The organism is Segetibacter aerophilus (assembly GCF_007991655.1).
In the GTDB taxonomy this organism is placed as follows: Bacteria; Bacteroidota; Bacteroidia; order Chitinophagales; family Chitinophagaceae; genus Segetibacter; species Segetibacter aerophilus.
In genome coordinates, this window is the sequence record NZ_BJYT01000037.1 from 1 (window position 1) to 24,205 (window position 24,205).

The 24,205-nt window shown below is 40.1% G+C and carries 15 protein-coding genes; 6 read left to right on the plus strand and 9 right to left on the minus strand.

Features of this window, described 5'->3' with window-relative positions:
• Positions 1-136: 136 nt before the first annotated feature.
• Together mutS and SAE01_RS22915 are read right to left on the minus strand one after the other, a co-directional pair.
• Positions 137-2,758, minus strand: a complete 2,622-nt coding sequence (gene mutS, locus SAE01_RS22910; protein ID WP_147206170.1) for a DNA mismatch repair protein MutS — start codon at positions 2,756-2,758, stop codon at positions 137-139.
• A gap of 150 nt (positions 2,759-2,908) precedes the next feature.
• Complete coding sequence (locus SAE01_RS22915) at positions 2,909-4,174, minus strand: aspartate kinase (RefSeq protein WP_147206171.1); 1,266 nt, start codon at positions 4,172-4,174, stop codon at positions 2,909-2,911.
• Positions 4,175-4,593: 419 nt separating this feature from the next.
• On the opposite strand from SAE01_RS22915, the gene gyrA reads away from it, so the two are divergent.
• On the plus strand, positions 4,594-7,251 hold the full coding sequence (gyrA, locus tag SAE01_RS22920; protein WP_147206172.1) for a DNA gyrase subunit A: 2,658 nt from the start codon (positions 4,594-4,596) through the stop codon (positions 7,249-7,251).
• A gap of 21 nt (positions 7,252-7,272) precedes the next feature.
• Positions 7,273-8,586, plus strand: coding sequence for a hypothetical protein (locus tag SAE01_RS22925; RefSeq protein WP_147206173.1), 1,314 nt, complete (start codon positions 7,273-7,275; stop codon positions 8,584-8,586).
• 176 nt (positions 8,587-8,762) lie between these two features.
• Here SAE01_RS22925 and SAE01_RS22930 read toward each other — a convergent pair whose 3' ends face one another.
• Positions 8,763-10,064, minus strand: coding sequence for an NAD(P)/FAD-dependent oxidoreductase (locus SAE01_RS22930; RefSeq protein ID WP_147206174.1), 1,302 nt, complete (start codon positions 10,062-10,064; stop codon positions 8,763-8,765).
• 168 nt (positions 10,065-10,232) lie between these two features.
• Between SAE01_RS22930 and SAE01_RS22935 the strand changes: the two genes are divergently transcribed.
• The gene (locus SAE01_RS22935) at positions 10,233-10,745 is read left to right on the plus strand and encodes a HEAT-like fold family protein (RefSeq protein ID WP_147206175.1); all 513 of its coding nucleotides are present in this window, start codon (positions 10,233-10,235) and stop codon (positions 10,743-10,745) included.
• 26 nt (positions 10,746-10,771) lie between these two features.
• On the opposite strand, the gene SAE01_RS22940 is transcribed toward SAE01_RS22935, so the two are convergent.
• Both SAE01_RS22940 and SAE01_RS22945 read right to left on the minus strand, forming a co-directional pair.
• Positions 10,772-13,057: a TonB-dependent receptor gene (locus SAE01_RS22940; protein WP_147206176.1), complete on the minus strand. Its 2,286-nt coding sequence runs from the start codon at positions 13,055-13,057 to the stop codon at positions 10,772-10,774.
• A 344-nt stretch (positions 13,058-13,401) separates the two neighbouring features.
• The gene (locus SAE01_RS22945) at positions 13,402-14,586 is read right to left on the minus strand and encodes a chromate transporter (RefSeq protein WP_147206177.1); all 1,185 of its coding nucleotides are present in this window, start codon (positions 14,584-14,586) and stop codon (positions 13,402-13,404) included.
• 345 nt (positions 14,587-14,931) lie between these two features.
• On the opposite strand from SAE01_RS22945, the gene SAE01_RS22950 reads away from it, so the two are divergent.
• Genes SAE01_RS22950 through SAE01_RS22960 form a run of 3 tightly spaced genes read left to right on the plus strand, consistent with a single transcriptional unit; the run spans position 14,932 to position 19,876 of the window.
• Positions 14,932-18,216 (plus strand): S41 family peptidase, encoded by a 3,285-nt coding sequence (locus tag SAE01_RS22950; RefSeq protein WP_147206178.1) that lies wholly within the window; start codon positions 14,932-14,934, stop codon positions 18,214-18,216.
• Between the two features lie 37 nt (positions 18,217-18,253).
• The gene (locus tag SAE01_RS22955) at positions 18,254-19,210 is read left to right on the plus strand and encodes a fatty acid desaturase family protein (protein WP_147206179.1); all 957 of its coding nucleotides are present in this window, start codon (positions 18,254-18,256) and stop codon (positions 19,208-19,210) included.
• A gap of 30 nt (positions 19,211-19,240) precedes the next feature.
• Complete coding sequence (locus SAE01_RS22960) at positions 19,241-19,876, plus strand: phosphatase PAP2 family protein (protein WP_147206180.1); 636 nt, start codon at positions 19,241-19,243, stop codon at positions 19,874-19,876.
• A 24-nt stretch (positions 19,877-19,900) separates the two neighbouring features.
• On the opposite strand, the gene SAE01_RS22965 is transcribed toward SAE01_RS22960, so the two are convergent.
• From SAE01_RS22965 to SAE01_RS22980, 4 genes are all read right to left on the minus strand, one after another.
• Positions 19,901-20,587 (minus strand): START domain-containing protein, encoded by a 687-nt coding sequence (locus SAE01_RS22965; RefSeq protein ID WP_147206181.1) that lies wholly within the window; start codon positions 20,585-20,587, stop codon positions 19,901-19,903.
• A 31-nt stretch (positions 20,588-20,618) separates the two neighbouring features.
• Entirely contained in the window at positions 20,619-21,578 is a 960-nt protein-coding gene (locus SAE01_RS22970; RefSeq protein WP_147206182.1) for a hypothetical protein, read from the minus strand.
• Positions 21,579-21,705: 127 nt separating this feature from the next.
• Positions 21,706-23,310 (minus strand): GH3 family acyl-acid amido synthetase, encoded by a 1,605-nt coding sequence (locus SAE01_RS22975; RefSeq protein ID WP_147206183.1) that lies wholly within the window; start codon positions 23,308-23,310, stop codon positions 21,706-21,708.
• Positions 23,297-24,064, minus strand: a complete 768-nt coding sequence (locus SAE01_RS22980; RefSeq protein ID WP_147206184.1) for a hypothetical protein — start codon at positions 24,062-24,064, stop codon at positions 23,297-23,299. Before SAE01_RS22980 ends, SAE01_RS22975 begins: the two co-directional genes overlap by 14 nt.
• Between the last annotated feature and the right edge of the window lie 141 nt (positions 24,065-24,205).

Below are 24,205 nucleotides of genomic sequence, written 5' to 3' on the forward strand. Positions count from 1 at the left end.
AGTCACGTTGCAAGAACGAAGCCCCGCGGCTTGAGCGTTAACAGAAGATTTAGCTCTTTGAAGAGAAAAGAGTCTTCTCAAAGAGTTTGTTTTGGAAAGCACTTAATAGCAAATGAACAAGTTTCGAAAGAAATTTCTATTTCACTTTTTGCTTTATCTCATTCAACTTCATCAAAGCTTCAACTGGAGTTAAGCGATTAATATCAATACTATCAAGCATTGTTCTTATTTCATCAAAGGTTTCAGAGTGGGCATCAAAAATGCTTAATTGAAGTTTCGGTACAGAAAGCTTTTTGATATTAGTGGAAAGGTCTTCCGTCTTGGGCGAAGAGGATTCTTCATCTACATGCTTGCTTTCAAGTTGCTGTAAAACTTCATTTGCCCGGTCTATTAATTTAGGTGGCATTCCCGCCATTTTTGCTACGTGAATACCGAAACTATGGGTGCTTCCTCCTGGTGCAAGTTTTCGGAGAAAGATGATTTTGTTTCCAACTTCTTTGTTGGTCACATGGTAGTTTTTTACACGCAGCAATTTATTCTCCAACTCGTTTAATTCATGATAGTGAGTGGCAAATAAAGTTTTAGGCGCGTGAGGAGAGGAGTGAAGGTATTCCACAATGCTCCAGGCTATACTAATTCCATCATACGTGCTGGTACCGCGACCAATTTCATCCAGTAAAATCAAACTTCTTGGCGTCAAATTGTTGATGATGCTGGCAGTCTCATTCATCTCAACCATAAATGTACTTTCACCACCGCTCAGGTTGTCGCTGGCCCCAACACGGGTAAAAATTTTATCTGTAATCGGAATGGTGGCAGCACTTGCCGGAACAAAACTTCCCATATGAGCCATCAGCGTAATTAGTGCGGTTTGCCTAAGTAAAGCACTTTTACCGCTCATATTTGGTCCTGTCAAAATAATCACCTGCTGCGCGGAAGGATCTAATGAAATGTCATTGGAAATATAATTTTCACCAACAGGAAGATTTCTTTCAATCACCGGGTGGCGGCTGTCTTTTATTTCAAATTCGAGCCCCTGGTGGAGGATGGGCTTTTTGTAGTTGTAATGAAGGGCGTTTTGTGCAAAACAGGTTAGGCAGTCCAAGATCGCCAACACATTTCCGTTGATCTGCATCGGAGCGATGTAGTCCTGCAATTCAAGCAACAGTTTATCATACAATTCCTGCTCAATTGCAAGAATTTTATCTTCAGCGCCGACGATTTTTTCTTCGTAAGTTTTTAGTTCCTGGGTGATGTAGCGTTCGCAGTTGGCAAGTGTTTGCTTTCGCATCCAGGTTTCGGGCACCTTGCTTTTGTGCATGTTGGTTACCTCGAGGTAATAGCCAAACACATTATTAAAACCAACCTTTAAAGATGAAATACCCGTTGCCTCACATTCCTTTTGTTGCATCTGAACCAGGTAGCTCTTACCCATGCTGGCAATGTTTCTTAATTCATCTAATTCAGCGTGCACACCTTCTTTAATTACGCTTCCCTTCGATATAAGTACTGGTGGGTTTTCAACGATATCTTTTAGTATTTTTTCAAGTATATACAAACAAGGATTTAGGGCATCAGCGAGTCTTTTCAAATAATCGTTGGATGCATGCAGACATTCATTTCTAATTGCGTCTACATGCTGAAGCCCTCTCGCAATTTGTAATACTTCGCGCGGGTTAATTTTCCTTAAAGGAATTTTGCTGACGAGTCTTTCGATGTCGCCCGCTTGTTTTATGTGCTGTGTTAACCTAGTCCGGAGATCAACATCCTTAATTAGGAACTCTACTAAATCCAGTCGCTCGTTAATTTTTCCTAAGTCTTTATACGGCAAAACAATCCACCGCTTTAACAGTCTTGCACCCATTGGACTTACCGTACTATCCAACACCTTTAGCAAAGTATGTCCATTTTCAACTCCACTTCCAAGCAGTTCAAGGTTACGTATTGTAAACCTGTCCATCCACAGATAATCTTCTCTTTCAAGACGCTGGATAGAAGTGATATGTTGAAGGTTTGGATGCTCTGTATCTTTTAAATAATGAAAGATAGCGCCCGCGGCAATGATGGCTAGTGGCATCGCCTCAACTCCATACCCTTTTAAAGAATGTGTTTGAAAATGCTTTAAAAGGCTTTCGGTTGCATATGCTTCGTCAAAAATCCAGGAGTCGAGTGTGTAAGTATAAAACTTGCTTCCAAAAGTTTCTTTAAAATGCTTTTGATAATTGCGTTGAAAAATGACTTCCGCAGGTTTAAGGCTTTGGAGCAGTTTATCTATGTATTCGGCATTTCCTTCGCTTGCAAACAGTTCCCCTGTCGAGATGTCAAGTAAAGCAATACCAACTTTGTCATCGGCAAAATGTATGGCTGCGAGAAAATTATTGCTATTATGTTCAAGCAGTTTGTCGCTTGTAGCAACTCCCGGAGTTACCATTTCAGTAACTCCACGTTTTACAATTCCCTTTACTTGTTTGGGGTCTTCCAGCTGGTCACAAATTGCAACGCGGTATCCAGCCTTAACTAATTTATGTAGGTAAGTATCAAGTGCGTGATGGGGGAAACCTGCAAGCTCACTACTAAAGGCTGCACCATTGTTTCTTTTTGTAAGGGTAATACCAAGCACTTTGCTGGTAATGATGGCATCTTCACCAAAAGTCTCGTAAAAATCTCCTACTCGAAACAACAATATGGCGTCCGGATATTTTTGTTTGATGGCCTTATGTTGCTGCATCAAAGGAGTCTCAGCACTGCTTTTACTCATTGCGACAAAAATACTTGCTTTGATGGTAAAGAAAAACCGGCGAAAAACAATGTGAATAAGTGCAGGTTAAATGGATAAACTTTTTCTTAAAACTTACGCCCTAGAACTCATTGGTGTGTGGTATGCTGTCATAACAATAACTCCGGCATGCTATTTAGCTTCATGATAGAGTGCTTGTAGAGTTGTCTTAGTTTTTTGCGTTAATACAATTTGTTTTCCTTCCAGCAACTGCGTTGATGTAGAATCATCGTAATGGCGAATGGTTAGCAGCGTAAGATTTCTTTCTACCTGAACATCAAAAAATTCGCTAGCCTTTGCTGCCAGTTGCTGGATTTTTTCTTCCCGGTCATCAACGCAAAACTGCACGTTGATTGCAGCAGTTTGAATGAGATTAGGCTTAATATTTAATTCTGCAAATAAATGGTAGAGCTCACTAATCGGACGTTCACCAATAAATGAAAAATCTATGGTTTGCAGCTGAATCAACACCTGCTTGTTTTTGAGCACAATAACCGGTGGAAGATTTTTGCTCGCTTTGTTACTGATTGTGGTTCCTGGAAGGGTTGGGTCTAAAAAGCTCTTTACCTGCAGGGTGATCTTTTTGTTTTGTAGAGGTTTGATTGTTTTTGGATGGATTACTTGTGCACCGTAAAAAGCCATCTCAATAACTTCATTGAAGCTTAGTTCACTAATCAGGCAAGCGCCAGGGAAAATTTTTGGATCAGCGCTCATAACACCTTCCACATCTTTCCAAATGGTCAGGTTTTCAGCTTCCAGTAAGTTTGCAAAAATGGCTGCTGTAAAGTCGCTGCCTTCGCGGCCTAGTGTTGTACTTTCGTTTTGATCGGTGGAGCCTATGAAACCTTGGGTAACATAAATAGTACTTTTGTTATCAATACCCGCCCGCTTAATATTTTGAATCGTCTCGTCCCAACAAATGTTTGCTTCCCTAAAGTTGTTATCCGTTCTTATAATATCCCTCACATCAATCCATTCATTCGTAATTCCTTTTTCATTTAAGTAAGCGCTGACAATACAACTGCTCAGCAATTCTCCCACACAAACTACCTGGTCGTAGTAATAGTCGAAAGACTGAACAGCCTTGTCGTGCAGTAGCCATTCAACCTCCGTAAAAAATGAGTTTAAACGATCAAAGGTTTTATTGTAAGTTGTAACCAGCAGGTATTTTGCTGTAGTAAGGTGATTTTGTTTTACAAGATTGAACAAATTAAGCGCATCTTCTTTGTTACCCGCATAAAACGCCTCTGCGACTTTTTCAAGGGCATTAGTCGTTTTTCCCATTGCTGACATTACCAGCATCAAAGGTTCGCCCGCATAAGTTGTAAGGATATTACCTACGTTTTGAATTCTTTCTACGCTGTTTAAACTTGCACCTCCAAACTTGAAAACCTTCATTAATTAATTTAAGGACGGCAAAGATAGGAGAAAGAGCAAAGGACAAATAATCAGCAGAGAATGATTGACCGGCCTAGCTTAGTCTGCACACTTAAAGTAGTCGCAACAAAAAAAAGTCCAATAAAGCTTTGTTGTAAAAGGGTGCGACGCAAGAACGCTTACCATAGTTCTGCAGCCAGAAACCAGAAAAAAATCTTGATTTGAAACCAAATTTTGGATGATAGAAATATGTAATAAAACATGTAATAAAATCAGTGTTTTGATACAGTTTTGCTTACCCTTATTTCTGTGGATAAACCCTTTAAAAATCAATTGTTTTAACCCTTTTTTTTGCCTTAAAAAAGTTACATTTGCGCACGCTTTATTTGAAGCTAAAAAAGCACCGAAAATTACTCCCTGAAAGGATTTTAAAAAGATAAATGGAAGACAATTTACAACCCCTAGAAACGAGCGATAATGATCGCGTAATACAGGTAAATATTGAAGAGCAAATGAAGACGGCCTACATTGATTATTCGATGTCGGTTATTGTTGGTCGCGCTTTGCCGGATGCTCGTGATGGATTTAAACCCGTTCACCGTCGCGTGCTATATGCAATGAACGAGTTGGCAAATTATAGCAACAGGCCCTATAAAAAATCCGCGCGTATAGTGGGAGAGGTGATGGGTAAGTACCACCCCCATGGTGATGCCTCTATCTATGATACTCTTGTACGGATGGCGCAGGATTGGACGATGAGGTACATAATGGTTGACGGACAAGGTAATTTCGGAAACCAGGATGGAGACCCTCCTGCAGCGATGCGTTATACCGAAGTTCGTTTGCAACGGATTGCCGAAAGCATGCTGGATGATATTGAAAAAGATACGGTGGATTTTCAATTCAACTTTGACGATAGTTTACAGGAGCCAACCGTCCTACCTACAAGAATCCCTCAACTGCTTGTTAACGGAAGTAGCGGAATAGCAGTGGGTATGGCTACAAATATGCTTCCTCACAATTTGAGCGAGGTGATCGACGGTTGTGTGGCTTATGTCGAAAACAGGGAAATTACGATAGAGGAATTGATGGTGCACGTAAAAGCCCCCGACTTTCCAACCGGTGGTATAATTTACGGAATGGAAGGAGTGAAGCAGGGTTTAATGACCGGGCGGGGAAGAGTTGTATTACGCGGAAGATGCCAGGTTGAAACGAAGCCAAGTGGCAGAGAGCAGATCATCATTACTGAAGTGCCTTACCAGGTGAACCGGGATATGTTGACCGATAAGATCGGTCAGCTTGTGAATGATAAGACGATTGAAGGAATTGCACATGTAAACAATGAAAGTAACAAAAGGGAAGGAACCAGGATTGTAATCGACCTGAAGAGAGATGGCGTGGCAAACGTGATCATTAACCAGTTATACAAGTTTACAGAACTACAGACCAGTTATGGGATCAACAACGTAGCCTTAACAAAGGGACGCCCGAAGACAATGAACTTGAAAGAGTTGATAGTTGAGTTCATTGATTTTAGGATGCAGGTTGTTATTCGCCGGGCGCAATTTGAACTGAAGAAGGCGCAGGAAAGAGCGCATATTTTACAGGGATATTTAATTGCACTTGATCATCTTGATGAAGTAATCCGTTTGATAAGAAGTTCGTCAACTCCTGATATAGCTAAAGAAAACCTAATCTCTGCAGGATGGGGATTGGATGATATACAGGCAAAAGCAATTCTGGAATTAAGGCTTCAGCGGTTGACAGGGATGGAGCGCGAAAAAATTAAAGAAGAATTTGACAACTTAATGAGAATAATTTCTGGGTTGCAGGAATTATTGGCAAGTGAAGCATTAAGATATGACCTGATAAAAACGGAATTATTAGAGGTAAAAGAGAAATTTGGAGATGCAAGAAAGACCGAAATTTCTTACTTATCAAATGAGATGAGAATTGAAGATCTTATTGAAGAAGAAGACGTTGTAATTACTATTTCACACTTTGGTTACATTAAAAGAACTTCTTCCGACGAGTATCGTCAGCAGAAGAGAGGCGGCCGGGGATCAATGGGAACAAAGACAAGGGACGAAGATTTTGTTGAGCACCTGTTCGTAGCTTCCACCCACCATACACTAATGTTCTTTACTGAAAAGGGAAGGTGCTACTGGCTTAAAGTATACGAGATTCCGGAAGGAGATAAAAATACTAAAGGTCGTGCAATACAAAACTTGATGCAGTTACCAAATGATGATAAGGTAAGAGCGATCATTGATGTGAAAGACTTTACAGATAAAGAGTATCTCAGCAAACATTTCATCATTCTTTGTACTAAAAAAGGTATTATTAAGAAAACGGATTTAGAGGACTTTAGTCGTCCAAGGGCTAATGGGGTAAATGCAATCAACATCAATGATGGCGATCAGTTGTTAGAAGCGCGTTTGTGCGACCAGGATTGCGAGATTATGCTGGCAGTTAAATCAGGCCGCGCCATTCGTTTTCCGCAAGACAAAGTAAGAGCTACAGGTCGCGGTGCAATCGGCGTTTTTGGTATCGATCTTGACGATGAAAAAGATGAAGTAATTGGTATGGTTTGTGTAAATAAAGACGACGTCAGCAGAAATATTTTAGTTGTAAGTGAAAAAGGGTTCGGAAAACGTACAAACATCGACGAGTATAGAATTACTAATCGCGGCGGAAAGGGAGTTAAAACGATCAACGTAACTGAGAAAACCGGTAATCTTGTAGGAATACTGGATGTTAATGGGAAGGAAGATCTTGTTATAACATGTAAATCTGGTATAACAATACGCACCAGTACTGCAGATATAAGGGAAGCTGGTAGAGCAACACAAGGAGTTAAGTTGATTAGAATTGACGAAGGAGATGAAATTGCAGCAATCTCTAAAATTCAGGAACAGGAAGAAGCTATTGTACTTGCGGAGGCTTCGTTAGAAGCAGAAGCGGAAGCAATTGAAAAGTTAGGTGATGAAGAAATTGAACCGGCTACTGGCGAAACGCTTCCTGATACAGATAAAGACACAAGCCAGGGATCTTCTGAGAGTGAAATTCCGGGAGATGCTCTAGATAATAACGACTAAATAAATATTAAAACAAACAACATGAAAAGAATAACGATTGGTGCCCTGCTGCTAATTTTTATTGGAACTGCAGCAAATGCACAGGATTTTAAAAAAGTAAGAAACGCAATGCTTCTTGCCCAGGTTGGAGCGGGAGGGGACCAGAAACTTGAAGAGGCGAAAACTGAACTTGACAAAGCGCTTGCTGATCCTAAAGCTCAAAATAATCCTGAGGCTTACTTATTGAAAACCGAAGTGTACGGTACTATTGCAGGAAATAATAACCTCAAGGCTAAATATCCTAATGCTGATGTAGAAGGCTACCATGCTTTGAAAAAATATCTTGAGTTAGAGCCTGCTGAGACAAAATTGAAAGAAGACAAATATGCAGGTGTTAATAGTATTTATAGCTCTCTTTTTTCTGCAGGTGTAAAAGATTACAACGCTAAAAATTGGGATTCTGCTTACTCCAAATTTAAGGTCGTAGCCGAGTTGGGAGATATGTTTACAACAAGAAAATGGTCTGCATCAGCCTTTGATACTACTTCGTACCTCTATGCTGGAGTTACTGCGCAAAACGCAAAAAAGAGTGATGAGGCGGCAAAGTATTATGGAAAAATAGCTGAAAGAAAAGTTGTAGGAGCTGATTATGAAGGCATTTACGACTTCCTGGTAAAATATTATTTAAATACAAACAACCAAGCCGAGTTTACTAAATACCTGGCCTTGGCTAAAGAGGCCTATCCAAAAAACACTCTTTGGAATGACCTTGCTTTCGCCAACACAACTGACAATTCCGCTGTAGAAGATGTGGTAAAGAAGTTTGAAACGGAGGACGCCGCAAAAAGTTTGTCGGCTACAAATTATCTTGACTACGGGGACTACTTTATAAACAATAAAAAGATTAAAGACTTAGAACCAGCTAAAAGATCTGAGTTTACCAACAAAGCATATTATTCTTTTGCTAAAGCTGCTGAACTAGACACTGCAAATGGGATCGCAAGTTACAATGCTGGTGTTGCTGCTTATACCATGTTTGAGGATGCAAGTGATGCAAGAGTAAAAATAAAAGGAACGACTCCAGATATTAAAGCGAAACAATCTGCCGCTGATAAAGTCGCTGATGCAGCAGCGGATAAGAGTATTCAAAGTTTAGAAAAATCTTTTGCTACACTTTCTTCAAAAGCGACACGTTCTAATATTGAAAGAAACTGTTTGAGTAAATCAACCGATTTACTATACAACCTATACGAGTACAAGAAAAATAGAGCTCGTGGTACAAATCCTAAGGACTATGATAAGTACGACGCAAAGAGCAAGTACTATGATGGCCTTCATGGCAAGTTTGCGAAGTAATTGTTTCAGATATTAATTATAAAAAGAGCTACCTATTTTGGTAGCTCTTTTTTTGCACTGGGAGAAGTGAAATGCACCAACACCAAATCTTCTTATAAGTTACTTAACATAATATTAATTATAGGAAAGAAAGAATTTAAATTATAATCGGTAGTAGTTTAGTGAGTACGGCTAATCTACGTCTTGATATACTGTATTTCCTTTTGCTGAGTTCTGGGGCGATAAAAAACTTTAAATATTAGACGCAAGCTTTGATCATGAGTGATATAGTTATAAATCCAGTTAATAAAGACCTGTAATTTATTTTTTACCCCTAAAATCAGAACGAGGTGTAAAAACATCCAAATTAGCCAGGCAAAGAAACCTCCGAAATGAAGGTTTGGTTTCGGTATATCTACGACCGCCAGGTTCCGTCCAACTGTTGCCATGCTTCCTTTATCATGGTATTCAAACTCTTCCAGCATATCTGCCTTAGACTTCATTTCAATTCTACGCAAATTGTTTGCAAGATTTTTTGCTTGGTTAATCGCCACATTTGCCACCTGCGGATGTCCCTTAGGATAATTTGGAGTCTCCATGTAAGCAACATCGCCAAGCGCGTAAATATTCTCCATACCTAAAATCTTATTATAGCGATCGACTTTTATGCGGTTTCCTCTAACGACTAATGATGGGTCAATTCCTTCAGGTACGTTTCCCTTAATTCCAGCTGCCCAAATTACAGTCGCGGTTTTAATCGTTTCACCGTTACTAAGAATTACCGTTTCTCCATCATAATCTTTTAAAACTGTATTTAGTATCACGTTAACCCCCAGCTTTTCAAGATACTTTTGAGATTGTTCCTGAGATTTTTTGCTCATTGGTCCAAGCGTAGCGCCCGTACCTTCCAACAAAAAGATTTTCATCTGTGAAAAATCAATTTCCGGATAATCGCGCGGAAGTGTATACTTCTTCATTTCAGCAATAGCTCCACCCAGTTCTACACCTGTTGGTCCACCACCCACAATCACTACAGTCATCAATTTTTGTCTCTCTTCCTCACTATCTGACACCACCACGTTTTCAAAATTTTCTATCAATCGATGTCTTAGCTGTAACGCTTCAATGGTTGACTTCATTGGAAAGGCAAATTCAACCAGCTTTTCATTGCCAAAAAAGTTCGTATCAGCACCTGTGGCAATCACCAATTGGTCATATTCTATATCTCCTACTTCTGTAGTTATTTTATTTTCTGCCGGTACAACACCTGTGACTTTCGTTAATCGTATGCGTACATTCTTGCTCTTATGAAATGCTTTTCTGAGAGGAAACGAAATATTACTTGCGTCAAGGCCTCCCGTTGCAACCTGGTAAAACAATGGCTGAAATTGATGGAAGTTAAATTTGTCAATCAGAAGAACGTCGAACCCTGCCTTATTATCCAGGCTTTGCGCTAGTTTAAGTCCTGCAAAACCAGCTCCTATAATAACTACTTTCATGCTTTTAGATTTGTAAATAACAAAGGTAGACAAAGCTTTCAATTTTTATTGAAAGTTGTAAAACTTCTCCTTCTCATATTATTTTCAATCTAGATACAAATGGCTTGCCACCGGTATTTCCTATTTTTAAGAATTAGGTAGAAAACATCTTAACCTTATCTCATGTAAATGAATATTAGAGATGAACTATTAAAAGAGCATTCTTTAGCTAATACACGAAAGATTGTAAATTTTGCATGTGCATCCGAAGAGAATTTTGAGCAGCTAATGCAGTGTTTTTTGTGCCAAGAATATCGAGTGGCGCAGCGGGCTTCTTGGGCTGTTAGTCACGTTGCCTCACGCCTCCCATCATTTATAAATCCTTATATAAAGGATTTGGTAGATCAATTATCCAAGAAAGAAGTGCACAATGCAGTCATCAGGAATTCAGTAAGAATTTTACAACAGGTAGAAATTCCAGAGGAATGTCATGGTCAGGTTTTAAATGCCTGTTTCGCTTTTATAGAAAGCCATGATACTCCCATTGCCATTAAAGCTTTTTCACTTACCACACTCCATAACCTCAGCAAATTTTATCCTGAAATCAAAGGTGAATTGACATTAATTATTAAGGAAAGATGGGACTTAGAGACACCCGCATTTAAGTCACGGGCTAAGAAAATACTAGGGTTAAAAAATTGATAGTTATAAATCCCTGCTAGAAGGATTTATTTTATAGTCCATCGAACACCAATAAAGCCTTTTGCACGCTGGATTGGAGCGTAATTGTAGGATAGATCAAAAACATATGCATTAGGGTTGGTATCAGGGCGAGGATTTCCGTTGATGTCAAAATACTTACCTCCCGCTTTATCAAATGGGTCATCGGAATGAATAAGGGGATTTTTAGGAAGGAAGTTCAATAAGTTTTTTACCCCACCATAAACTTCCCACCTGTTACTAAATGTCTTTGTAGCCTGCAGATTCATAATACAGTAGAAAGGTGAACGGTCGGGTCGAAAGTCCTTTGGCAAGACTGGTAAATACATTGGGCCGTTTACCCTCCCAGTCCAATCTATTGACAAACCGAACCGGGGAATTGAATAACTGACAGCATAAGTACCCGAAAAAGCAGGAGCAAAGAGCTGCGGAATTTTTATCGTACGACCTGTGCTGTCTTTATCCATTTCATACACGTCCATAAAAGTAACACCTGCATTAATCTTAAACCGATGGGCAAAGGAGAAGTCAGTATTCAAAGTGAGCCCCTTTGAAATGGCATATCCGCGAAGATTATCATAAATAATCTTATTGGGATCGGTGATGAAATCTCCTACAATTTTATTTGTGAAGTAGGTATAAAAAGCGCTTCCATCAAGGGTGATAGAAACGTTGTCACTAACCATTTGCCTTGTATAATTTAAGTTCACATTCCAACTCTGCTCAGGTTTCAATGCTTCAGCTATCACTACGTCCCTCGCCCCTGTTAACGCCGCATGATCCTCGGTAAATAAATTCACCACACGGTATCCATTACCTCCGCTTAGCCTTACAGTGTTGTTTGCATCAGGTGAAAATTTAAAGCTAAGCCTGGGTGTAAGAATGCTGCCGTGAATATTGTTATAGTCATACCGTAGCCCCAGTAGTGTGGTAAACTTGTCTGACACTTTGTATTCATCTTGTACAAATACTCCCGGCAGGATTATTTTGTCCGGGTGGTTAACACCGTCTTTTTCTGTAGCAGGAGAATTGTCATCATAAGAGGTAAACCTAAAAGGCAATCCCGATAGTAACTCATGTTTACCAAATGAATTATTCCACCTTAATTGGCCAAAAGCTACGTGCTGGTTTGCGTAATACTTTGTCGTACCATAATAGCTATCCTGTAAATGATAGTTGTACGACAGATCGGCGTATAAGTTTTTGCCTAGTTCATAGTTGCCGATCAGCTCAAAGCGATTGGTATAAATGCTTTCACCATAAATGCTGTCTGATCCACGGAATGTTTTATCCCACCGGAGATCGCCACCAAAACGGTTTTCATTTACATAACGCAGCGCCAGGGTTGCAGAGCGATTATTTTTCCTGGCAAAATTCCATTTGTTGAATATGGAAAAGCGTCGCTGTAAGGTGATATCCGTGAAAAAGTCGTTGTTGATGTCGCGCTTATTCCAATAGTTGAAATAATTGATTCCTATGATAGAAGCTGTCTTTCCAACTTTAAATTTTGCTGTGATGTCTGAATTGTATTCACCAACACTTGTAGCCGAAAAATCGATCTTTAATTTATCAGCAGTCAAGGGATCTTTAGTAATGATATTAATGAGTCCGCCAACAGCTTCACTTCCATACAAAGTGCTTGCAGGTCCTTTCACTATTTCAATCTGCTTTACCAAGCTATTGGGAATGCCAGCAAGACCGTACACGGTAGAAAGACTACTTACTATTGGCATTCCATCTATTAAAATCATTGTGTAAGGTCCCTCCATTCCATTTATATGAATATCACCAGTATTACAAACATTACAATTCAGCTGAGGCTGAACCCCATTGACCATCTGCAGGCTCTCAAAAATATTTGGAGTGGGATTTTTTTTAAAAAGAACCGGGGTATAAACTTCTACAGGGATTGGACTGGCCATTTTGCTAACGGCCCTCATCGTTCCACTTACAACTACATTATCAAGGGTGTTAGATGAAAGCGCTAATTCAACGTTCTCTAATACATTCTTTCCCTGGTGGATCTCAACTTCTTTAATCAGGTGTTGGTAGCCCACTGCAGAAAAATGAAGTCTAATCTTTCCAGGGGTTACATTCATTATACTAAAAATACCGCGCTCGTCTGTTACTACTCCCCTCCTTTTTCCTTCAGGAATAACTGTTGCGTACGCTACAGGATTTCCGCCGTTTACTACTTGTCCTGTTAAAACGTTCGCGGCCGAACTATCCTGCCCATTAGCTTTGGTTATTCCCAAGGACAATGCGACAAGAATGGAAAGTAGGAGTAGTTTCATTTTTTTTAGTCTTGTCTAAATTATTATTTCGAGCAAACTTAATAAAAATAATAATTGTTTTAAAGTAAATTTTTGTGCTTAGGCTAAATTGTAAGCATCATCATAATCTATAAACTTGGAATTTTAAACAACTGAAGACATTTTGATGGCTGCTGGCAAACTTTACCTCGCTGCTGCTTTCCTATTTTCCGGCTTACTATAAATGTTTTTCAACCGTTTTTCTAATTCTGTCTAGGCTGGAGTATCCGGTGTACACTGTACTGATCTCTTTAAAGCGGTGGTGTCATTGCACTTTTAAAAGGGATAGAAGTAGAGCAGATTGTTTTTAATGGAACTAGAAAGGATCAGGCGGCGAGTATCAACTTTAGTAAGAGGCCGGTTAATGCAGCTACTAAAATTATTTGAGGCTCTTTTACTTTCTTCATTTTTAAAAGAATAATAACGGTAATCAATGCTATTAAAGCCGCTGGAAAATCTTTTATTGTTCGGATGGCAATTACAATTACTGAACCTCCAAGGGCACCAACAACTGCAGCGGTTATCCCGTCAACAAATGCTTTGATACTTGGGTGCTTTCCGTACTTCTTAAAGTATGGTGCGGGTAAGACTGTAAATAAATAGCAGGGTAAAAAAGTTGCTAGTGCAGCTACAGATGCTCCCGGAAAACCTGCTACCAAATAACCGATAAAACCTACCGTTATTACAACCGGGCCGGGCGTTATCATCGCCACTGCAACTGCATCAATAAACTCATGTTCATTTAACCAATGGTATTCTGTAACCACACCACCATGCAAGAAAGGAACAATTGCCAAACCACTTCCAAAAACAAAGGCACCAGCTTTTGTAAAAAACCAGGCAATCTTAGTGAGCGTACCAGCCTCATAATTCCAAAAGCCAATACCTAGTAGAAAACCAGAACTGCCTACAGAAGGAGCTTTAAAACTTTTCGGTGGTGCTTTTAAAAACATATATAATAAGCCTGCTGCGACAAATAATAACACTTGCTCCTGTTCTGTTTTGATAGTTATAATTGCGGCCAGCAAAAAGAAGATCCAAAGCATCCATTTTTCAGTGATTGCTTTTAAGTTGATTTTACTGATAGACTTTTCTGTAAGCTTATAACTACTAATGGCAATAATGCCAACAACCGCCGCCCCTACTCCATAAAAAATAGCCTGCATCCACGGTAGACCGCCAAACATTTTATAGGCAATTCCAATTACAACCACCATAAAAAATGATGGAAGCACGAACGCCAGCCCACAAAGAGTAGCACCTAATACGCCGTAGTGTACATACCCTAAGTAAATACCCAGTTGTGCCGCCAAGGGACCTGGCGCAAGTTGTGCCAATGCGAGCCCGTCTTTGTATTCTTCACCTGATATCCAGCGGCGCTCTTCCACTAAGTCGCGGTGCATATAACCTACTAATGCTACTGGTCCTCCAAATCCTAAATAACCGAGTTTCCAGAAATATTGCACTAATTGCTTTAAAGTGTAAATAGGTCTTGAATTCTTTTCTTCCATTCTATAAATTTAATTTCCATAGAAGTTGATTCTGATGGGCAGTATTCTAAGTCGTTATAAATTCTTTGTAACGGGCCGTGGTAATATCCATCAGGCTCTCTTGCGTCGCACTCTTGTACTGAAGTGAAGGCATCAACAAAAAAAGCTCATTCTCATCATTTTAAAAAGTCATTCTCTCCAGGTACAAAAAGTATTACTGTACAGAGCGAATGCGAGTTGTTAAGTGGGTTTACAATCAAACTATGTTGTAGTCTCGTCACTCATAAAACTATAGAAAGCATCTCCTCCACAACTCATCTCAATTTGGTTAATTTGCCAGATATTTGGTTTACCTATAATTTAATTATGAAAATAATTCGCCCAACTTTTACAAAACTTACTGCTGTTTTATTTTCGGTTGCATCTGCCTGCTTTTGTTCTGCTCAATCATCCGAGCGAACTACAGGTGTTTCTAATACCGGAACTCCCTACTTTTCAGATCCAGCCCTTTCACCCGATGCTTCAGAAATTGCATTTGTATCCGGAGGAGATATTTGGACTGTACCTGCAAAAGGCGGTGAAGCACGCTTATTAATTTCGCATCCTGACTTCGAAACCCGCCCCGTTTATTCTCCTGATGGCCGTTATATTGCCTTCACTTCTACCCGTTCGGGCAATGGAGATATTTATGTTTTAAACTTTGCAAACGGGCAACTTACCCGGTTAACTTATGATGATGGTGCAGACAACGTAAACTCCTGGTCACCCGATGGAAAATACATTTACTTCTCATCTTCAAGCCGTGAAATTTCCGGAATGCAAGATGTTTTTCGCGTAAGAGTTGATGGCGGTACGCCGATGCCTGTATCTCAAAACCGTTATCTCAGCGAGTTTTTTCCTATGCCTTCGCCTGATGGTAAAACACTTGCGATTACGGCAAGAGGTGTTGCATCCGGACAATGGTGGCGCAAGGGTCACAGTCATTTGGACGAGTCCGAAATCTGGTTAATGCATGAGGGGAAAAACGGCACGTACGAAAAGATAACAGAAGGTGGCGCAAAAGAGCTATGGCCGATGTGGAGCAAGGATAGTAAAACACTCTACTACATTTCTGACCGCACAGGTGCTGCTAACTTATATGCCCGCCCTGTAGGTGGTGCTGCAAAAATGCTCACGCAGTTTGCCAAAGGTTTGATCCTTTTTCCAACGATTTCTTATAATGGCCAAAGTATTGTTTTTGAAAAAGATTTTAAGGTTTGGAGATTTGATCTTGCCAGCGGCAAGGCTACACCCGTTGATATAACACGACGTGGTGTGCCTGCCGGGCCGGGAGTAGAACACGTGAGACTAACCAGCCAATTTCGTGGACTAGAGCTTTCGCCCGATGGAAAGAAGATAGCTTTTATAGCCCATGGAGATGTTTTCGTTGCCTCTGCAAAAGATGGTGGAGATGCAGTGCGTGTGACAACAACAGGTGCTAATGAAGGCCAGGTAACATGGGCTCCTAACAGCAACAGCATTGTCTATACATCCGATCGCGATGGTGTCTCTCATCTGTATCAATATAATTTTATCACTTCGTCTGAAACTCGACTTACCAATGACAAGCTGGATGATGGAAGTGCTTTATTTTCTTATGATGGTAAGACCTTGGCTTTTGTACGAGACGGTAAAGAGTTGAGAGTGCTTGACATGAACTCAAAAAACCAAATCTCGCTGGCGAAAGGCTATTTTGATCGCCCCCCGTTTTCCTCTTCCAGCTCTATCGCCTGGTCTCCCGATAATAGATATGTTGCTTATGCTGCCTACGGTTCCAAGTCGTTTCAGAACATCTACGTTGTGCCTGTAACAGGCGGCGAAGCAAAACCTGTGACTTTTTTAGCCAATGGTAATAGTGGAAGTGTAAACTGGAGCCGCGATGGAAAATATCTACTGTTCAATACAAGTCAGCGTACAGAGAATGGTGCTGTAGCGCGTGTTGACCTGGTTCTTCAAAGGCCGCGTTTTAGGGAGGATCAATTTCAGCAGATGTTTACCGAGCAAGTACAAACCACTCCTGCTCCTGGTAACCCGCCAACAACACCACGACCGAATCCTGAAAAAGCAAATCGCGCTGCAGATACTATGTTCAAATCGCCCGCAAAAACAGTAAAACCGGGAGAAACAACGAACATAGTCTTTGACGGAATCAGGCAGCGACTAAACCTGTTACCCCTGGGAGTTGACGTTAATGATGAAACAATCAGCAAGGATGGAAATACTTTGTTGATCACTGCGTCTGTTGCAGGCCAGGTTCACCTTTTTACTTATTCTTTGGATGAGCTATCAAGGGAACCTGCTGTTTTAAAGCAACTAACATCCACTCCAGGTTTTAAATCAGATGCGCAGTTTTCACCCGATGGGAAAGAAGTGTATTTTCTTGAACAAGGAAGAATTCAGTCTATCACCGTTGATACGAGAGCGGTAAAGCCTGTTGCAGTGACAGCGGAATTAGACGTAGACTTTCATAAAGAAAAGGTCGAAGTTTTTAAACAAGCATGGGAAGTACAGAATAAAGGTTTCTACGACGAAACCTTTCATGGTGCGGACTGGAATGCTGTTAAGACAACTTACGAACCGCTGGCTGAAGGAGCCAATACACCTGATGAATTAAGAAGAATACTTAGCCTTATGGTGGGTGAACTCAATGCCTCTCACTCTGGAGTCTCTGGTCCACCATCACCCTTTATAACCGGAAGACTGGGGTTAAGGTTTGAAGCAAATGAATATGAAAATAGCGCGAAGCTAAAAATCATTGAGGTAATAACATTAGGCCCCGCTGCTGTTACAGGCGACATTCATGTGGGTGACTATTTGGTCTCTGTTGATGGCGTTCCAATATCAGCTAACGTTAATATTGATCAGTTACTCGAGAATAAAATCAACAAGCGGGTTGTTGTAGGAATATCGTCCGCAGGTTCTGCAAAAGACACAAAAAAAGTAACTGTAAGACCAGTAAATCAAACAACAGAAAAAGGACTTCTTTACCGCCAGTGGGTACAACAACAACGGGATTATGTAGCTAAAGTTAGTGGCGGAAGACTAGGTTATGTGCACATGTACGACATGTCTGCTCAATCCCTAAACCAACTGTATTTAGATATAGACGCAGAAAACCATTCACGTGAAGGCGTAGTAGTAGATGTAAGAAACAACAATGGAGGTTTTGTGAACGCTTACGCTTTAGACGTACTGAGCCGCAAAGGGTATATGACTATGACCGTTCGCGGTTTACCCTCTGCTCCTGCCCGTACTCAACTCGGGCAACGAGCTCTTGACGCTCCAACTATCCTTGTGACTAATCAGCATTCCTTATCTGATGCTGAGGATTTTGCCGAAGGCTATCGTACCCTTAACCTTGGCAAAGTAGTTGGCGAACCAACAGGTGGATGGATTATTTACACATCAGCAGCAACTCTAATCGATGGTACTACCATTCGCCTGCCTTTTATTAAAGTAACCGATCACGAAGGCAAGGATATGGAACTGCACCCACGCCCTGTTGATATATTGGTGTCGAAGCCTTTAGGGGAGTATAATAAAGACTCGCAATTGGATGTAGCAGTGAAAGTATTATTGCAGCAGCTCGATTCGAAGCTTTCCAAAAAGTAATTGATTAACTTCAATAGTATCAAAACTAATTGTCTGAATGGATTCTGAATATCATATCGTAAGTGAGTTAGAGCAAAGTTTGACTTTTAGTAGAAGAGATGTGCCTAAAAGCTTATTAGTAAAGCCCGATGTAGATCATCTTCTTAAGAATGCTTTCACTGATTGGGCAGCAATAGCAGTCTTATGGGTACTGGCATTTTACCTTCCAACCTGGATGTACCCTATGATTGCAATACTGATTGCGTCACGCTATCATTCCTTTGGAGTCATACTACACGACCTTACACATATGCCCTTAAGAAGCAAATCCATTAAGTGCAGGATATTAGAAATATTGACCGGCTATCCTATTGGGTCAACTATCAACGCGATGCGATACCATCACCTAAGGCATCATAAAGACAGCGGGATGGAAACTGATCCATATTTTAAAAGTGGGATTGAAAAAAGTAAATGGATCAAGTATTTATTTATTCTAAGAGGTATCATCCTCGTTCCTTTTTGGACGTTTCGTGGAATTTACGGAACACTTGCTTTTTATATTATCGCGATGCGAAACAGCTATGCTAAAGTATTCTTACAAGATCGATCAGGTAAAGACTTTTCGCAAAGCAAGGAGGTAATACAGTGTGCTGCGGAAGACAGGTGGCAACTATTATTTCATATTGTTCTCTACAGCTCTTTATTATGGGCACCGAAGTTTTTTATTTACGGCTACCTGGTGCCAATATTAATATCAGGAGTATTTGCTGGTTACAGGTTATTGAATGAGCACAAATATGTAGAGACATCTGATCGCACCTTTGAAACTATTTTGGCGACAACAAGAGACAATCATTTATCAGGCATTCTCAAATTTTTTCTTGCTCCAAAAAATATTGGCTACCACATTGTTCATCATCTTCACCCGCAGGTGGCCTGGTATAAGTTGCCACAATTAAGAAAGTGGTATGTAGACAACTATGGTGAAATGTATACCAACAAAGAAAGTTGAGAGAGCCGTAATTCAGCTTTATAGAGAGTAGTGAAAACCGAAGACAATATTCTAATTGCAAGAAAAAACTCCTTAAAAAACAGATGGCTGCTACCTTCTGCTGCAGTTATTATTTTTCTGATACCTTATACGGTTGTCAATAATTTAACGCTGCAACGAAATACTATTTCATTCATTCCGGGAGAACAATCGATACCTTTTTTGCCATGGACGTTCATCATCTATCTTTCAGCATTCCTGCAATCACTGTTTGTGATGTACCATTTGCCTCGGCCCCTGTTATATAAAACGCTATTGTCGCTCTCGATTGCAGTAATGATTGGGTTTATTTTATTCCTTATCATTCCACTGCAATATCCTCGTGAGCTGTATGTAAATAATAATCCCCTGGTTATACTTTTCCGAAAAATAGACAGGTCTGGCAACTGCTTTCCATCGCTTCATATTGTTATAACTACGGTCTTCTCCTATACATATTGCAACTACGAAAAATCTAAGCTCAAAGGTTTTTTAATGTGGCTATGGTGTGCCATGATTATTGTTTCTGTATTAACAACTAAGCAGCATTATTTGATAGACGTTTTAGGCGGGATCGCGCTCGCAATTCCAACCCTGCTACATATAAGAAAACAAAATTTCTTGTCAGTCGTAACGGAGAACAGCTAGAATAAACTTAATGATTGAAGAGCATTAATTCTTGATGTAATCAATCTTAGCCTCCTGGTATTTCTTCTGTTTAATTAGCTCGTGTATTTTGACTTGTGTTTTATAAGGAGCTTCTGCAATAAACATATTTATCAACCATGTTGGCAACGTACCTCCCGGTTCACCATAGAAATAGTATTCCGCATCAACGCCACCGCTAACATTTGGTTTAATAATCCAACTGCACTTCATCTTCGGAACCCTTATAAAATCCTTGGTTTTGGGTAGGTAATCACTCATCGCGTTGGACCGAATAGTCACAACCTTTGTAGCAGCGTTTTGTTCTATCACCTGGTGATAAATACCGTCCCGGTCAGAAAAAGGCCACGGTGCTTTAAGCTGCTGGTAGAATATCAATTCCTTTTCATTGATCTCTTTAAGAACTTTTGCAAGACTGCAATTATACATGTAAGAAGTTTGCGCAGGAACGTCCTGGATAAAAGCAACAAAGCCACTGAGACTCGATTGGAAAGTAGACACTACCTTCAGCTCTTTCAACGATGACCCTTCTACACTACGCTTGTAAATGTGGATGTCATCTTTAGTTTTAACCAATTCCCAGGTCTTTTGCGAAAATGTTATAAAGGGTACAGCGAGAAGAAACAGGGTTGTAAGTAAATGATATTTCCTTCCGGTCGTCATATTCATACTAATCTCTTCGGTGTGCTTCATCAGGATGTGCGTTGTTCACTACCCATTTCATTTAAATTCTTGCTGCCTCTAAATAGTACAATGAATGTTGCAGACTCTCTTCAATTTCGTCTTTATTAGCGACAATAAAATGTCTGCCCTTCACAATTTTCTTATTTGAAAACTTCCTCATCGAATCATTCAAACTATCCCTCTCATCTAGACCTACAAGGAAATAATCAAACGCTCCAGTTCTAAAATCGTTGTTTATTTTATTAAGAATGCTATCAAAGATTGCGCTTTCGTTATTCTTAATAATGATACTATGGATAGTCAAATAGCGCAGAACTGTTCCTTTAGAGGGCAGAATAAAACCATTGGTCAACCTGCCATAGATATTTAACGCCGGACGAAGCATTTTGTATGATGTAGAGTAATCGTAAATCCTTGTTTGCTTAATCGAATGTTGATCCCAAACGCCAGCCATGCCAACAAGTTCTTCTCCTTTGAAAGCAAGATAATAGTTGTCGAAGGCGAGGCCACGATAATAATCATTACCCGAAAAGTTGAAATCGTAGTAAGGGAAGAACTCTTTTTTCGAACCCTCTGACAATACTAATGACTGCATTTGAGTGATGTCTTTTGTTCCGGCTTTTCTAACCATATAGTCACCTTCAGATTGTCTTCCTGAAGAAAACTTAACCATATAGGAAATATATTCCCCTGCTGGAAAGAATTTGAAAAGCGACATCCGCTTTTCAGGTTGTGCTAATTTATCAATCAACTTTAGCATCACTTCATTGTCTGCAAAAACAATTGTTTGTGCTACATCGTCTCCTAAGATACCGTGATCAATTATGTATCTTCCTATCTGGTAAAGCAACCTTGAGCCACGTTCTTTAGGATCAATGCGCAGGTCAGAAAAGTAGCGCACGTTTTTTATCTCCTGTTGATAAAAAACCCGCCTCTTACCAACACTAAAAACCCCCACAATTTCCCCGCTGTTCTTTTTAACACATGTGTAGGTTTGCATGTTTTCAGATTGGATTTTTGACCCCGTAAAAAAGTCGGGCGACCTCTCAAAAGTCAACATAATATTCCCCTTCATAGGAATTTTACAGAGTTTGCACAACCCTTCATTATCATCAGCCGTCGCTTTTTTAATGATGTAGCTGCTCACGATAAAAATCAATGTCTTTTAGTTCATGCTCAAGAAATAAAGCGGGCAGCTTAATATTGCCATCTTTGATTAATTTTTTCTCCCTGTAGTAAATGGCCAGGTTTTCCTTGAAACCTTTCGGGAGCATTTGGTATTGCATCGGTTTCAACTGCCCCGTATTTAATGCTTGTTGGTAATATGGATTTTGACAAAGAATTTGTTCAAACTGCTTAACCATTTCTAAAAGCTCTTGCTGATTCTTTTGATCTGAAAGTTCTATATAAAGGGTGTACCTACCAGACTGATTCAACTTTTCAGGTTTTAAAAAAATCATCGCCACCTGCATATTTCGACCTTTTAAAACTGCATCAATTATCTTGTTTACCTGAATCTCGCTAACCTTCTCCCCTACCAAATCTGATGTGCGACTATGCCTTCCTAGAAACTTCAATAACGGTATTTGTTGTTGGAAACCTGCGACTTGAACAACGTCTTTTGTTACATACCGATACAGCCCGCCCGCTGTTGTTACAATCACTTCATAGCATTCATCCTGTAAAAGCTGGTGGGCTAAATGAATAGTAGAATTATCTGTTTGTCTAAACTCAAAGAAATGTGATTGATAAGCCAGAGCCGGATAGGCAGCACCTTTAATTGGAATGCTAACGACAGCTTCTGTTGACAATAATCCCTTTGGCTGAACCCAAACTTCCCCCGCAATTCTTTCAACTTGTGAAAGCCATATCGAAGCCTGTGCATCAGTCCAGCAACTGATGCAGGCAAGGTTTGGCCAAATGTCTTTCCATGTAAACACTTCTTGTGTTATTTCCTTTAATTGCCTATGTCGACGCCTGTCTACTTTACGGACTTCTTCCAATAAAAAAGTAAAGTTTGCTTTCATGAACTCATCCAGCTGAAGAAAAAATGTAGGGCTCCAGACAGAAATAAAAGACAAGTCCTCCTGCAGCAATAATTGCTTAAGTGTCGCAAAGTAGAAATCGTAAGGCTCTTTTATTTTGGCAGTGTTTGAATTAACCGCAATTATCCGGGAAAGAAAATATCGGAAGATGGGACTGAAATACGCCGCATCGTTTTCCAAGCCGACTCTTATGCCGCCTTCAGTAAACCTTGTTTCTTTTAGAGCCGGCGAAAGCGACCAATAAGATTTACCGCGAAAGGACTGGGGCAACTTGCCATGCAGGTCGATCATCCAAACTTGCAAAGCCTTTTCAAACTCCTTTTTTAAACCCTTGTTGTACGGGATCAGTTTAGAAAAACCTGTACTGCCTGACGTCTCTTCAAATGCATCAACTGCTTCTGTACAAAGCACATTTTGCTCACCTTTTTCTATTCTCTTTATATACCTTTCAACCTGTTTCCAATCTTCTATTATTGGGACAGCTGTCGCGTAAGAAGCATAATCTTTTATTTTAGCAAACTCATGTTCCCGGCCGAAGAGAGTAGTACAATTGTTAGCGAGATAAGCGAATAGCTTTTGCTTTTGTACTACATCCACCTTGTGTTGGGAGGAATAATAGTTGTGATGTGACACTTTGCCAAACGACAGCATTAGCTTGTTCAGAAGATAAGTCTTACTTACTTTCATCAACGTTGAAAGTTTGTTCCATCCCCTCTAAAATATACTTCTTGCCGTAACCCCGTATGTTGTCCGGACGAAGATCAGCAAGGCAAACTAACTCGTCGCCCTTATAAAAACCAGGGTTTTTGTGTAGAAAAAACCGAACGTGTGGCTTGTTTTGTTTCTCGAAAGTCGACTGAGCCAAAGAAGGTTTCAGTTCTCCCATTTTGTCTTTGAAAACAATAACTGTTTCATCAGGCCGATAATACTGCCCGTACAATTTAGAGGCAGTTTCATCGATAATGCTTTTTAGCAGAGGGTTTTCCGGCTGGTACAAACTAGGATAATATTCATGGAAGAATAGCGGCAGGTACATATACGTTCGGTGCCCCTTTGATAGCAGAAACCAGTACCATGTTTTAGTAGTATCGGTTGACATTATTTTTCCAACGGAAGTTGCCCAACCCCGCATCATTTCCTGCGTACCCCAATGAAGTGGTGAAATAACTGTATCACCTGAGAAAATAATTGAGTAGCCTGCACGGCCCGTTCCTTTAGGGTTTATTCCAAATGTTGTAAATCCTTGTATCGTCCTGAAATTATCAAATAGCAATCCCACATAATTCTTATTACCCAGGTCATGTAAGAACGTCTCATAATTCACATAATCATAACTCTGCTCCATCAGCTCAAACATTCTACGGATGTTACTTTCCGATAACTCGTCGCGTTCCAATAGAACAAAGTCTAACAGCTTACTTTGTATGGTTTGATTTTCCATTTATCTCAAACTTTATCTAGTTTTTTTTTTAACAAACCTCTGTTGACTAATGTAGCTTCCGTTGTGTCACACCCTTGTACCGTATCTTTTCATAGCTGCTTTTATCAACTTGTGTTTCCTGCCAGAAGTTACGATTAAGCA

Coding starts and splice junctions, on each gene's coding strand:
- SAE01_RS22980 (WP_147206184.1), bottom strand. CDS start 24,064: ATGGAAAATCAAACCATACAAAGTAAGCTGTTAGACTTTGTTCTATTG.
- SAE01_RS22925 (WP_147206173.1), top strand. CDS start 7,273: ATGAAAAGAATAACGATTGGTGCCCTGCTGCTAATTTTTATTGGAACT.
- SAE01_RS22950 (WP_147206178.1), top strand. CDS start 14,932: ATGAAAATAATTCGCCCAACTTTTACAAAACTTACTGCTGTTTTATTT.
- SAE01_RS22975 (WP_147206183.1), bottom strand. CDS start 23,310: ATGAAAGTAAGTAAGACTTATCTTCTGAACAAGCTAATGCTGTCGTTT.
- SAE01_RS22935 (WP_147206175.1), top strand. CDS start 10,233: ATGAATATTAGAGATGAACTATTAAAAGAGCATTCTTTAGCTAATACA.
- SAE01_RS22970 (WP_147206182.1), bottom strand. CDS start 21,578: ATGCAAACCTACACATGTGTTAAAAAGAACAGCGGGGAAATTGTGGGG.
- SAE01_RS22930 (WP_147206174.1), bottom strand. CDS start 10,064: ATGAAAGTAGTTATTATAGGAGCTGGTTTTGCAGGACTTAAACTAGCG.
- SAE01_RS22955 (WP_147206179.1), top strand. CDS start 18,254: ATGGATTCTGAATATCATATCGTAAGTGAGTTAGAGCAAAGTTTGACT.
- mutS (WP_147206170.1), bottom strand. CDS start 2,758: ATGAGTAAAAGCAGTGCTGAGACTCCTTTGATGCAGCAACATAAGGCC.
- SAE01_RS22965 (WP_147206181.1), bottom strand. CDS start 20,587: ATGAAGCACACCGAAGAGATTAGTATGAATATGACGACCGGAAGGAAA.
- SAE01_RS22915 (WP_147206171.1), bottom strand. CDS start 4,174: ATGAAGGTTTTCAAGTTTGGAGGTGCAAGTTTAAACAGCGTAGAAAGA.
- SAE01_RS22940 (WP_147206176.1), bottom strand. CDS start 13,057: ATGAAACTACTCCTACTTTCCATTCTTGTCGCATTGTCCTTGGGAATA.
- SAE01_RS22945 (WP_147206177.1), bottom strand. CDS start 14,586: ATGGAAGAAAAGAATTCAAGACCTATTTACACTTTAAAGCAATTAGTG.
- gyrA (WP_147206172.1), top strand. CDS start 4,594: ATGGAAGACAATTTACAACCCCTAGAAACGAGCGATAATGATCGCGTA.